Origin of the sequence: Eubacterium ruminantium, from assembly GCF_900167085.1 — a bacterium.
In the GTDB taxonomy this organism is placed as follows: Bacteria; Bacillota; Clostridia; order Lachnospirales; family Lachnospiraceae; genus Eubacterium_Q; species Eubacterium_Q ruminantium.
In genome coordinates this window covers 241,790-255,420 of the sequence record NZ_FUXA01000007.1, presented here as the reverse complement: position 1 = coordinate 255,420, position 13,631 = coordinate 241,790, and the positions used below count along the sequence as shown (strand labels likewise).

The window sequence follows — 13,631 nt, the reverse complement described above, 5'->3', positions numbered from 1 at the left end:
TCTGGTAAAGTACAGCAGAGAAAACAGAGGAATAGATACAGCTTCGTTGACAAATGTTACGCCTGAAAAATTTACCCTTAGAGATATCATTTCTGAACATTATGATCAAGCAAAAAGTTATATAGATCGAATACAGGTACATGTACCGGAGGGGACAGTGCGAAAGACAGCCTCAATAAGGCTGCATCAGTTGTTGTTCTAGGGTTTGACAAAGCAGACGGATAAAAGTAGAATAAGGCAAACAATTCTAAATCATTATATCTAGAAGCTTTTCTTTTTATGCTCTCCCAACTGACAACAGATTTACTCCATCTACAAGGCAGATAATGTTGATAAATATTCTTTGATATATTATAATAAACCTAGATGTATTGTGAAATAAGCTTTCATATATGGGGAAGAAGAAAGCTTGTGTTTAATAGCAGACAGGGGTGGTTTGTTATTTTGGTATTTGATGAGAAATACATCGTTGATCATTTCAATGATGCCATTAATAAAGGTCACATCAAAGCATATTTTCAACCTGTTTACAGAGCGCTTACAGAAGACATTTGCAGTGTGGAAGCTCTGGCAAGATGGGATGATCCTGAGCTGGGTCTGATATCTCCGCAGCTTTTCATTGATGTGCTTGAAAAACATAAATTAATCTATAGACTTGATCTTTATATGCTTAAAAAAATCTGTGAATTATATCGCAAGATGGCTGAAAAGGGTATGAAGATCGCGCCTTTCTCAATAAATCTTTCAAGACTGGATTTTAACGAACCCGATCTTTTTGAATTATTTACCGAAGTTATAAATGCATATGATGTTCCTCATGGATCGATAAGAGTTGAGATAACGGAAAGTGTTATGTTGGATGAATCCTCCAATTTCCGTGATATTTTTAATTGCTTTCATGATGAAGGTTTCAGTATATGGATGGATGATTTCGGAAGCGGATATTCGTCATTAAATGTTCTTAAGGACTATAATTTTGATGTATTAAAATTGGATATGCTTTTCCTTAGAAATTTTGGATATAGATCGATGAAAATGATTTCAGCCATAGTCAACATGGCTAAAGCTATGGAAATCCATACTCTTGCAGAGGGTATAGAGACCAGGGAACAGTTGGACTTTTTAAGAAGCATAGGCTGTGAATTGATTCAGGGATATTATTATGCAAAACCTATGACAGAGGATGCATTCCTTGAATATATGCAGAAGGATGGAGTGAATGTCGAGCTTTCCGAAGAAGAGGATTATTGGAATACGATAGGTAAATTTAATTTCCTCAGTACAAACCCTCTTGAAGATTTTCATGGTGAAGATGATAAGGAATTAAAAATGAGGAGTGATATTCCTCTTGCATTGGCAGAATATTTTGATGGGTTAATCAAATTTAAATTCTACAATCATGAATTTCGGAAGAAGATTTTACAGATTGGTTATGAGTCTGTTGAAAAGATGGAAGATATATTCAACGAGAAAGTTTCGAGTCAGTATATCATGTTTAATGAGCGATTTATCAGGGCTGTCAGTACCGGTAAGATTCAGAAGCTTGATTATGTAACGAAGGATATTTATTATACGATCAAGATAAAAGCCATAGCAAAGACGGGTAAAAAGAATATGCTGGCAATGACTCTCTTTACCTTTGATTCGGACAAAGAAGAGAGGAATTTTGATGAAATACTTCGTGCCAGTCAGTCGTTGTTTTCAACATATGAACATGTTACTCTTATATATCCTGAAGAAGATATGTCAAAGAGAATTTATTCCATTGCAGGATTCGATAAGGATTATTCAAAGGTGCCTTTAAGAAGGGGATTTATAAACTTTTGCAATGATAATATTTATCCTGACGATCAGAAAAGATATATGCAGTTCGTAGACATGCAGACACTTGAAGATAGACTTAGCAAACATGATAACATATTCGTTCAGAAACTTTTCAGAGTAAAAGTAGAAGATGATTATCGATGGAGAACCATAAGGATTACGAGAATACCGGGACCTATATCTGAACCGACAAGTTTTATTTATACTATTCAAAAGGTTTCTAATCATGATTCAGGATCGTACGGTTTACTGCTTAATGAACATCCTGATATTTTCGATGACTAAGTGTATGTGCTAAATTATATTTAGGTCACTTGACCGATTTTTCGGTTGACGAATGCACTAAGATTATGAGTATATTTAAATAATATTTTGCAAAAGAAGTGATAGTACCCTCATACCTCAAAAACGGTAGGAGGGTATTTTCATGTATAAAACCATGGATAATATGAGTTTCTAAATTAATCAATTAAGAAATAGATAAGAATTAGACTAGAGTTACATAAAGATTAAATCTAAGAAGTATATTATATTAGACTCAAGGAAAGCGGATTGGGTGATCCGACATAAATCAGAAATACATTAGTTTAACGAAAGGGAAAAGAAATGGGTAAAAGTATTATATTAACAGCAAAAAATCTTTCAAAGACTTTCTCAAATGAGTTAGTTCAGCAGCATGTTCTGAAAAATCTTAATCTTGATATATATAGAGGTGACTTTACGGTAGTTATGGGGAATTCCGGTTCGGGAAAAAGTACTCTTCTGTATGCTCTTTCAGGAATGGATAGACCAAGTCTTGGATCTATTACATATCAGTTCGATGATCAAAAAGATATTGAAATATCAAAATTTAACAATGATAAATTAGCTTTGTTTAGAAGAAATCATGCAGGATTCGTTTTCCAGCAGAATTATCTTAATGATTCCATGAGTGCACTTGATAATGTTATGCTCAGCGGATTATTAAAGAGCAAGAACAGAAAGAAGCTTGCTGAAAAAGCAAAGGAGCTTCTTGAAAGAGTCGAAGTAAGTGAGAAAGATTGGAAGAAATTTCCAAATCAGTTATCAGGTGGTCAGCAGCAGAGAGTAGCTATGGTAAGAAGCGTCATTAACAATCCTGAGATACTTTTTGCAGATGAACCGACAGGTGCTCTTAATTCACAGAATACAGAAAATGTTCTTGATATCATGTCCGATCTTAATAATGATGGACAGAGCATAGTAATGGTTACACATACAGTTAAGGCAGCTGAAAGAGGCAACAGAATAATTTATCTTGCCGATGGTGTGATATCATCCGAAATCGAGATTGGACCATATAAGGGAAATTATAAGGATGATAAAAATCCGGATCAGGAAATAGCTAAGGAGAGACACGTAAAACTGAAGAACTTCCTTCAGGAAATGGGGTGGTAAAATGTACAGACTTTTCTTTATTGCAAAAAATAATATAAAAAAGCAAAAAGGTGATATGATCACATTTTTCATTCTTACATGCATGGCGGTATTTCTTATAATCATCAGCATTTCAACCATCACAGGACTTGGAAAGGTACTTGAAACTCTTCATAAAGAAACAAGCGGCAGTGATGTGGAGGTCGTTGTAGAATCAGTTGATGAAGTAGATGAAGCGTTAAAAGACATACTAGTGAATAATCCGAATTTTAGTGATTATGAAGCAGAAGATATTCTTGGAATAGATTGTGAGTTTAGAAAAGGCGGAGAAGCAAAATGGGACTCATTTTCCTTCATGATAACATCATATGATAAGGAAAAACATATACAGAAACTGAGTCTTAATACATCGGATTTTTCAGGAAATGAAGTTGTAGTTCCTTATTATCTTAAAAATAGGTTTAGCATTGGTGACACTTTAGAGTTAAAGATTGATGATAAAATAATTGAATTTAATGTTGTAGGATATAACGAAGATACTATCTACGCTAATCCAATGAATATGTCTATATTTCTGATCGGAGTTTCCGATGAATATATGGATAAACTGGAAGAGATAGAATCGAGCAGTATTGTTAAGCAAACAAGACATAAAGCAAGAAAGTCGGAAGAAGCAATAGCTAAAAATGTATCAACGGATGATCTTGAAAAACAGGTTACTGAAGCATATAAAAAATGGGCCGTTGAATATAATGAAACACATCCGGATTTTAAAATGCTCAGATTACTGGGATTAAACTGGGATGTTATGAAGGGAGGCGGACAGCTTATTCCGTTCATCGCCATGACTGTAGTTCTCGTATTTTCGGTACTCATAATGGCAATAGCTATAATCATTACAAATTTCAGTATCAAGAATTTTATTCAGAGAAACATGAAGAATACAGCTATAATGGAAGCTTCAGGATATACAGTCAGAGAGATAAAAGCTGCTTTAATGATGCAGATCATATCAGTAGCATTAATTGGTATGGTTTTCGGAATAATAATCAGTATTCTTCTCAAAAATGCAGTTGGAAATCTCGTGAGCAGTCTTCTTGGAATCAGCTGGAATCAGTCGGTTAATCTTCCTGTAGTTGTACTTGTATCAGCTGCTGTAATATTGGTTGATTTTATTTCAGTATATTTCGCAGGCAAAAGATACGATAAGATTTCTACACTTGATGCATTACGCGGAGGACTCGGAACACATAATTACAAAAAGAATTATTTTGCATTTGATAAGACAAAACTTCCGGTTTCGCTTACTTTATCATTAAAGAATACCTTCGGAAAATTAGGAAATAATCTGGTTATAACATTTATCGCAGTAATACTTGGTGGTGTAATGGTGGTCGGATTAGGACTTTATCAGAACTATGGTAAAGGCCGTGAGAATATACAGAAGCTTACAGGAATTGAGTGTGGTGAGGTTATTGCTTCAGGGGAGTATGATTCTTATGAAAAAGTCAAGGATGTTGAAGGAATACAGAATCTTTTAGCATTTACAGATAATGAATATTTATATGAATCTGAGAAAGCATCAGATACTATTTATACAATGGCTTATCAGGATGTTACACAGATGAGATACTGTCTTGCTTCAGAAGGAAGAATGCCGATTCATGATAATGAAGTGGCTCTTACAGCAAATGACATGAAGCGCCTTAAAGTAAAGATAGGTGATACTGTTACAGTATCGATCGGTGACAGAAAAAAACAGTTTATCATAACAGGTAAATATCAGCTTTTACAGATGGCAGGATATACAGCCATAATGACCAAAGAAGGTGCAGACAGTCTGGCTCAGTTTAAGAGCAGCTGGCAGTACAGAATTTATACTGAAGAAGGAATCGGTTATGAGGAAATGAAGGCAAGACTTGATGAAGCTTGTCCGGGATTAAACATAAGTGATGGTAACAAAACTTTGGATATTTCCATCGGTTCACTTACATCATCAATGAGAATGGTTTGTCTTATAATCGTTATTGTAACATCATTAGTAGTTATATTCGTTGAAGCACTTGTTATCCGTTCAAAGATGGTACGTGAGTGGAAAGATTATGGAGTTAATCGTGCACTTGGATTCTCAAGTAAGGAGCTTATTGTCCAGACAATGATCTCAAATATTCCGGCGATAACAGTAGGTTCGATAATAGGAGTAATCCTTGCCTGCCTGTTTGGTAAGAACCTTGTTGTTGTATTCCTGATCATGTTCGGAGTAGAAAAGATCAAATTCAACATCTCAGTTTTTTATATAATCCTTTCTGTTGTCGGAATAGTTGTAACTGCAGCTGTTGTATCAGGATTATTGGCATTAAGAGTCAGAAAGCTTAATCCGGTAGAAATGATCACAGAGGAGTAAAGAGATAAAAAACAGGTAAAAAACTAAATAAATGATGCCAAATCATTTAAACTATTATAAAATGCTTAGTGATGGTTAATAATTTATAAATGGTGGAGGTTCATGGTATGCATTATAATTGTCTGATTGTTGATGATGAGGAAGAACTGTCGAAGATGACGGCTGAGTATTTTCAGATGTTTGATATAACGACAGCCTACGTAAATTCAGCTGAGGAGTGTTATAAATTCTTTGAGGATAATACTGTGGACCTCCTTCTTCTTGATATAAATCTTGGAAATGGATCCGGCTTTGATGTCTGCAAAAAAATCAGAGAAGAATATCAGCTGCCAATACTTTTTATAAGTGCAAGACAGGGTGATGATGATGTTCTTATAGCTTTAAGTATCGGGGGAGATGACTATATAAGAAAGCCTTACAGTATGGCTATTTTGCTTGCTAAAGTTAAGGTTAATCTTAAGAGAGTCGAACAGCTTAAAACAGCCGGACAGGATTCTGTGAAAGATACCGATAATGATGATATAAATGAATCTGAAAATGAAAAGCTTGTTCTTGAACCTTCAACAATGTCTATTATTTTAAATGGCGAAAGAATCAGTCTTAAGGCCAAAGAATTTGCCTTGATCGAATGTTTGTACAAGTATAAAAATACCATAGTTACCAAAGATAAGCTTTTCGAAGAAGTCTGGGGAGACTCATTCTTCAGTGACGGAACCCTCAATGTCCATATAAGGAAACTGAGAGAAAAGCTGGAAGAAAATCCAAATGATCCACAGATCATAAAAACAGTTTGGGGAACAGGATATATTTTAGAACTGTAAAATGATATCTGAAATGGGAAAATAATATGGGACTTATAAAAAAGATTTTTATTATTTTTACCCTGGTTATGTTAGCCGGATTGACAGTATTTATCATAATGATCAAAAAGGGTAAAAGTGCTGATGTGGATGTCGTTAAGTATTATGACAGTCTATATAATATTACCGAAGATTATAAAAATGGCCTCAGCGAAGAAGATATAGAAGCTAAATATGATTGTAATCTCATCCTTTCAACAGATGCTCTAAGTCAGGAAATTGTTGACAGTATCAAGAAAAGAGCTGTAGTAATGGAATTTGCTCCTGAGGGCGAGATTATCGGAAGAGTGACCTGGGATACTGAATATAAGTCAGAAATTTCAAAAGATAAAAAGATCATGACCTACGGAATAGTCCTTTGGTTTGTAATCTTTATCTCAGTGAATCTGGCTATAATACTGATATATATTTTCATGATAAAACCGGTAAAGGAACTTCATGTATTTTCGGAGGAGATAGCAAAAGGTAATCTTGATATCGCACTTCAGAGACATAAGAATAATCTTTTCGGAAACTTCACTGAGAGCTTTGACATAATGAGAGAAGAACTTCGTGCCTCGAAGGAGAGAGAGATTGAAGCAGATAAGCAGAAAAAAGAGCTTGTTGCGGAACTTTCTCATGATATAAAAACACCGGTTGCGACTATCCGTACCACCTGTGAAGTTATGATGGTCAAGTATCAAAGAAAACTTGATGAACTGAAGAATTATATCAACAGCATGAGTGAAAATACTGATAACGGTGAAAATATCAGTAATGACATAAAGAATAATGCCGGTAAAATTAATGACCTGGTCGAACTGGAAAAAGAAAGAAAAGACGCTCTTGAGAAAGTGAATCTGATCTCTGAAAAGGTTAATGTTATCGAGAAGATCATGTCTGATATTTTCGATGCAACAATGGATGAACTGGATCATCTGGAGATTAATGTAAGAGAAGAAGAAAGCGGCATCGTCGAAACTTATTTCCGCAAAATGACTACGGTCAAGAATATAACAATTGCGAATAATATACCTGAATGTCTTGTATATATGGACAAGCTTCGTCTGGAGCAGGTATTTGATAATGTCATTTCAAATTCGGTTAAATATTCCGGAACTGAGATAAATGTATCCTTTGATGAGATAGAAGGTATTGCAAATGAAAAAGGCAGGAAAGACAGCTTCATCAAGATCACGATACGTGACAAAGGTCCCGGAGTTCCTGAGGATGAATTGCCGCTTATTACAGAGAAGTATTATAGAGGCAGTGACGTAAAAGAAAAGGACGGATTTGGAATCGGACTGTACCTTGTCAAAGTTTATATGGAGAAGCAGGGCGGCGGATTCGAATACTATAATGACGACGGATTTGTTGTCGAACTTTATCTGAAGAAAGTCTGATGGAAAAAGATGGATTTTCATTACAAAAAAATTTTTTTAAAAAAGTTGTTGACAAAAGAATTATTTGGGTATTATAATCCAAAACTGTAAAGACAAAGGCGTCTTAGAGTTCAAGGTAGAACTCTGAGGCGCTTTTTTTGTTTTTTAGCCTAAAAAGTAACGATTTAAACCCGGGAAGATTATAAAAGAACAGGAGATAAGAATTATGGAAAAACAAAACGTACCAGAGATATTTGGATCGCTTGTCTTTGATGACAGGGTTATGAGAGCTAGACTTTCAGATAAGATTTATAAATCACTTAGAAAGACAATCGATGAGAATGTTAAGCTTGATGATGATGTAGCTGAAGCAGTAGCAGTTGAAATGAGAGACTGGGCTATTGAAAACGGAGCAACACATTTTACACATTGGTTCCAGCCACTTACAGGTGTAACAGCAGAGAAGCATGACAGCTTCATTACACCTTCACCTGACGGAGGAGTGCTTATGGAGTTCTCCGGTAAGGAACTTATAAAGGGTGAGCCTGATGCTTCATCATTTCCTTCAGGTGGACTCAGAGCTACATTTGAAGCAAGAGGATATACAGCCTGGGATCCAACATCTTATGCATTTATAAAGGATCATACGTTATGTATTCCAACAGCCTTCTGTTCATATTCAGGAGAAGCACTTGATAAGAAGACACCTCTTCTTCGTTCAATGCAAGCCCTTGACAGAGAAGCAAAGAGAGTACTTAAGCTTTTCGGTAAAGAGGTTAAATACGTTAGAACAAGTGTAGGACCTGAACAGGAATATTTCCTGATAGATAAAGAAGTATTTGATAAGAGACCTGACCTTATTTACACAGGAAGAACACTTTTCGGAGCTATGCCTCCTAAGGGTCAGGAACTTGATGATCACTATTTCGGCGTTATCAAGCCAAGAGTTACAGAGTTCATGGAAGACCTTAATAATGAACTTTGGAAGTTAGGAATTCTTGCTAAGACAGAGCATAATGAAGTTGCTCCTGCACAGCATGAACTTGCACCTATCTTCTCAACAACAAATGTCGCAACAGACAACAATCAGCTTACAATGGAGATCATGCAAAAGGTTGCAAGAAAGCATGGTATGGTATGTCTGCTTCATGAGAAGCCATTCGCAGGAGTAAATGGTTCAGGAAAACACAATAACTGGTCAATGGCAACAGATACAGGTGTAAATCTTCTTTCACCTGGAGATACACCTTATGAAAATGCTCAATTCCTTCTGTTCCTTACCGCTGTTATAGAGGCAGTTGATGAATATCAGGATCTTCTCAGACTTTCTGTTGCAACTGCAGGAAACGATCACAGACTTGGAGCAAATGAAGCACCTCCTGCAATTATTTCAATCTTCCTTGGAGATGAGCTTTCAGCAATACTTGAAGCAATCAAAGAAGATAAGCCATATGTTGGAGCAGAAAAAGTCCAGATGAAGCTTGGAGTTCATTCAATTCCACGTTTCTCAAAGGATTCAACAGATAGAAACAGAACATCACCATTTGCATTTACAGGTAATAAATTCGAATTCAGATCACTTGGATCTGCAAACAGTATCGCTTGCTGCAACATCATGTTAAATGCAGCTGTAGCCGATACATTAAAGAAATATGCTGATGAGCTTGAAAAAGCTGAAGATTTTGAGACATCACTTCATGAACTTATAAAGAGAGTGATCATAAAGCATGAGAGAATTCTCTTTAACGGAAATGGATACGGTGAAGAATGGGTCAAGGAAGCTGTTGAAGTTAGGGGACTTTCAAATCTTAGAACAACAGCAGATGCTATGCCTCATCTTCTTGATAAGAAGAATATGGATATGCTCATCGGTGAGAAAGTATTTACAGAGGCAGAAATCCAATCAAGATGCGAGATCATGCTTGAGAACTATTGCAAGACAGTTAATATAGAAGGACATACAATGGTTGAAATGGTAAGAAAAGATTATCTTCCGGCTATTGAAGGATATCTCTACAGTCTGGCAAAAACAACATCACTTATGAAATCTGTAAGTGATAAGGTTAAGTGTAATTATGAAGTTTCTACAATGGAGAGACTTTCAGAACTCACAGATTACATACTTGAATCTGTTGAGAAGCTTGAAGCATCACTTGAAGATCTTAAGAGTTATGATGATATCATCAAGACATCAGAAGCTGTAAGAGATAAAGTATTACCTGATATGGAGAAGTTAAGAGGCTATGTTGATGAGGCGGAGATGCTTACATCAGAGAGATACTGGCCATTCCCAAGTTACGGAAAACTTCTTTTCAGTGTAAATTAATAAGGCATAAAATATAAAGCAATGGCGCTTTAAGAATTAATATTTAGTTCTTAGGGCGCCTTTGGTTATTAAGGGAGGAAAAATATATGGAAGATATCTTTAATGCACTACATGGTGAGATGTTCGGTATGTGGTTTCTTATAGGAGCGGCACTTGTATTCTGGATGCAGGCCGGATTTGCGATGGTTGAGACAGGCTTTGCGAGAGCAAAGAATGCAGGAAATATCCTTATGAAGAACCTCATGGACTTCTGTATCGGAACAGTAATGTTTATACTTATTGGTTTTGGTTTATTCCTTGGCGAAGATTATATGGGAATACTCGGAAAACCGGGATTTGATATATTTACAGGTTTTGAAACATTTGATTATTCAAATTTTGTATTTAACCTTGTATTCTGTGCAACAACAGCAACTATCGTTTCAGGAGCTATGGCAGAGAGAACAAAATTCCTTAGCTACTGTGTATATTCAGGAATCATTTCAGCAATTATCTATCCAATCGAAGCTCATTGGACATGGGGCGGTGGATGGCTCGCAAAGATCGGATTCCACGATTTTGCAGGATCTAACTGTATTCATATGGTAGGTGGTATCTGTGCCCTCGTTGGTGCGATCATGGTAGGACCACGTATCGGTAAGTTTGAAAGAGATAAAAATGGAAAAGTAACAAAAGTAAATGCTTTCCCTGGACATAACCTTCCAATCGGTGCTCTTGGTGTATTCATCCTTTGGCTTGGCTGGTATGGTTTCAACGGAGCAGCTTGTACAAGTATCGAAGAGATGGGTTCAGTATTCGTAACAACAACTATCGCTCCATCTGTAGCAACTGTAGTTTGTATGATCTTTACATGGGTTAAATATGGTAAGCCTGATGTATCAATGTGTCTTAACGCATCACTTGCCGGACTTGTTGCAATCACAGCTCCATGTGATGTATGTGATGCAGCAGGATCAGTACTTGTAGGTGCTGTTTCAGGTCTCTTAGTAGTATTTGGTGTATGGCTCCTTGATCATAAGCTTCATATCGATGATCCTGTTGGTGCTGTAGCAGTACATTTCATGAATGGTATCTGGGGTACTATAGCAGTAGGTCTTGTAGCTACATCAACAGCTCCTGGATTTGCAAGAGGTCTTGGAGACGGAGTTAACTTTGGTGCAAACCAGATTGCAGGTGAAGGACTTCTTTACGGCGGAGGATTTAAGCAGCTTGGAATTCAGTTCGGCGGTATGTTCGCTACTGCAGGTTATACATTTGTAGCTATTATCATTACATTCTTAGTAATTAAGAAGATTTTCGGTCTTAGAGTTTCAGAAGAGGAAGAAATTGAAGGACTTGATCTTACAGAGCATGGTCTTGTATCAGCATATTCAGGATTCAGTATCATGGATGTTTCAAGCGGTACACTTCTTGAAAATGAAAATACAAATCTTGGTACAGATGACTATGAAGAAGCAAGTGAAGCTGCCAAGAATGCGGCAGTTCCGGTATACAATGCGAGCGCTGACTTTGAAAAAGCAGGTATCGTTGCTGATACCGGAATCAATAAAGTGGTTATCATCACAAAGCTGTCGCGTTACGATAAGATAAAGAGAGCCCTTAATGAGCTCGGTGTTACAGGTATCACAGTAACTCAGGTAAGTGGTTGCGGTATTCAGAAGGGTGCCGGCGAGATGTACCGAGGAGTTGAAATGGATATGACACTTCTTCCTAAGATTAAGCTTGAAGTAGTAGTATCAAATATTCCTGTTGACAGTGTTATCGAAACAGCAAAGAAAACACTTTATACCGGTAAGATCGGTGACGGAAAGATATTCGTATATCCGGTTAGCAGGGTTGTAAAGATCAGAACCGGTGAAGAGAATTTTGCAGCACTTCAGGATGTAGAATAATATGACATAAATGCTCTTGTTCCGCGAGATTAGGCGGGTGAAATAACCTTGCCGACTCGCGGAACTTGGTCGTGTTTTTAAAAGTACTAAAGCTAAAATACAAATTTTCAAATAAAAAGAAGAAAAGGGAGAATATTATGTTTGAGGATAAATTGCATGAGGAATGCGGAGTGTTCGGAATCTATTCTATAGATGGTGAAGAGGTTTCAAGGGATATATATTTTGGACTTACCGCACTTCAGCATAGAGGGCAGGAAGCGGCCGGAATGGCAGTTTCCGACACAAAGGGAACAATGGGCAACCTTGTGATGAAGAAGGATATGGGCCTTGTTAGTGAGGTTTTTCATAAGGATGATCTTGAAAGACTTCATGGAAATATAGGTGTCGGACATGTGCGCTATTCAACTACCGGAGGAAGTACTCCTGAGAATGCTCAGCCTATGGCTATGAAATATATAAAAGGAAGTCTGGCCCTTGTCCATAATGGAAATATAATAAATGCGGAAGAATTAAAGAGTGAACAGATGCATCGCGGAATGCCTCATTATACAACTTCTGATTCGGAAGTTCTTGCTTATGAGATAATCAGCAACAGAGTAAAGGCAGCAACGATAGAAGAAGCTATTGCCATGTCAGCAGACCGTCTCAAAGGAGGTTATGCAGTAATTGTTATGAGCCCGCGTAAGCTTGTGGGAATTCGTGATCCGTATGGTATCAAACCTTTAGTACTTGGTAAAAAAGGAAATACATATATACTTTCTTCTGAAAGTTCAGCATTAACGGCAATTGGCGCAGAGTTCGTGCGTGATATAGAACCGGGTGAGATTATATCAATCACAAAAGACGGAATAAAATCCGATAAAGAATTATGCGGAAGAAAAAGAGCACATTGTATATTTGAATATATTTATTTTGCAAGAAATGATTCTGTAATGGACGGAATCTCTATCCATGATGCAAGGATTAAAGCGGGTAGAGCCCTTGCTAAGAAAGCCCGCGTTGATGCGGATATAGTTGTAGGTGTTCCGGATTCAGGACTTGTTGCTGCTGAAGGATATGCCCTTGAATCAGGTATTCCATTTGCTCTTGCATTCCATAAAAACAGCTATATCGGAAGAAGTTTTATAAAGCCGACAGATGAGGAAAGACGTACTGCAGTACATATGAAGCTCAGCGTTTTGGACAGTGTTGTAAAAGGAAAGAATATTGTAATAATCGATGATTCAATCGTAAGAGGTACCACCATGAGGCAGCTTATAGAGATGCTACGAAATGCAGGTGCCAAATCGGTTCATGTAAGGATAAGTTCGCCTCCGTTTTTATATCCTTGTTATTATGGTACAGATGTTCCGACAGCTTCCCAGCTTATAGCATCTGAGCATTCGAAAGAAGATGTATGTAGAAATGTAGGTGCTGATTCTCTTGAATATCTTGCTGTGGATGATTTTGCGGCTATGGTGAATGATCTTCCTATCTGTACAGCATGCTTCACAAATGAGTATCCTGTAAAGTAAGTGATAGTATTTGATAGTATTTGATGGCGCTTGATTTACTACCTAAAAAATGAAA

The 13,631-nt window shown here is 36.9% G+C and carries 9 protein-coding genes; all 9 read left to right on the top strand.

Features of this window, described 5'->3' with window-relative positions; genetic code table 11:
• The coding region (locus B5D25_RS13060; protein ID WP_341465076.1) for a hypothetical protein at nucleotides 1–202 on the top strand (202 nt) is incomplete at its 5' end.
• Between the two features lie 209 nt (nucleotides 203–411).
• Complete coding sequence (locus B5D25_RS06595) at nucleotides 412–2,109, top strand: EAL domain-containing protein (protein WP_159444100.1); 1,698 nt, start codon at nucleotides 412–414, stop codon at nucleotides 2,107–2,109.
• A 321-nt stretch (nucleotides 2,110–2,430) separates the two neighbouring features.
• Nucleotides 2,431–3,240: an ABC transporter ATP-binding protein gene (locus B5D25_RS06590; RefSeq protein WP_078787166.1), complete on the top strand. Its 810-nt coding sequence runs from the start codon at nucleotides 2,431–2,433 to the stop codon at nucleotides 3,238–3,240.
• A gap of 1 nt (nucleotide 3,241) precedes the next feature.
• Nucleotides 3,242–5,623 (top strand): ABC transporter permease, encoded by a 2,382-nt coding sequence (locus tag B5D25_RS06585; RefSeq protein ID WP_078787165.1) that lies wholly within the window; start codon nucleotides 3,242–3,244, stop codon nucleotides 5,621–5,623.
• 107 nt (nucleotides 5,624–5,730) lie between these two features.
• Complete coding sequence (locus B5D25_RS06580; protein WP_078787164.1) at nucleotides 5,731–6,444, top strand: response regulator transcription factor; 714 nt, start codon at nucleotides 5,731–5,733, stop codon at nucleotides 6,442–6,444.
• A gap of 26 nt (nucleotides 6,445–6,470) precedes the next feature.
• The gene (locus B5D25_RS06575; RefSeq protein WP_078787163.1) at nucleotides 6,471–7,865 is read left to right on the top strand and encodes a HAMP domain-containing sensor histidine kinase; all 1,395 of its coding nucleotides are present in this window, start codon (nucleotides 6,471–6,473) and stop codon (nucleotides 7,863–7,865) included.
• 205 nt (nucleotides 7,866–8,070) lie between these two features.
• Nucleotides 8,071–10,170 carry a glutamine synthetase III family protein gene (locus B5D25_RS06570; RefSeq protein ID WP_078787162.1) on the top strand — a complete coding sequence of 700 codons (2,100 nt, stop codon included), beginning with the start codon at nucleotides 8,071–8,073 and terminating at the stop codon, nucleotides 10,168–10,170.
• Between the two features lie 86 nt (nucleotides 10,171–10,256).
• On the top strand, nucleotides 10,257–12,062 hold the full coding sequence (locus B5D25_RS06565) for an ammonium transporter (RefSeq protein WP_078787161.1): 1,806 nt from the start codon (nucleotides 10,257–10,259) through the stop codon (nucleotides 12,060–12,062).
• Nucleotides 12,063–12,199: 137 nt separating this feature from the next.
• Nucleotides 12,200–13,576: an amidophosphoribosyltransferase gene (purF, locus tag B5D25_RS06560; RefSeq protein ID WP_078787160.1), complete on the top strand. Its 1,377-nt coding sequence runs from the start codon at nucleotides 12,200–12,202 to the stop codon at nucleotides 13,574–13,576.
• Nucleotides 13,577–13,631 lie beyond the last annotated feature (55 nt).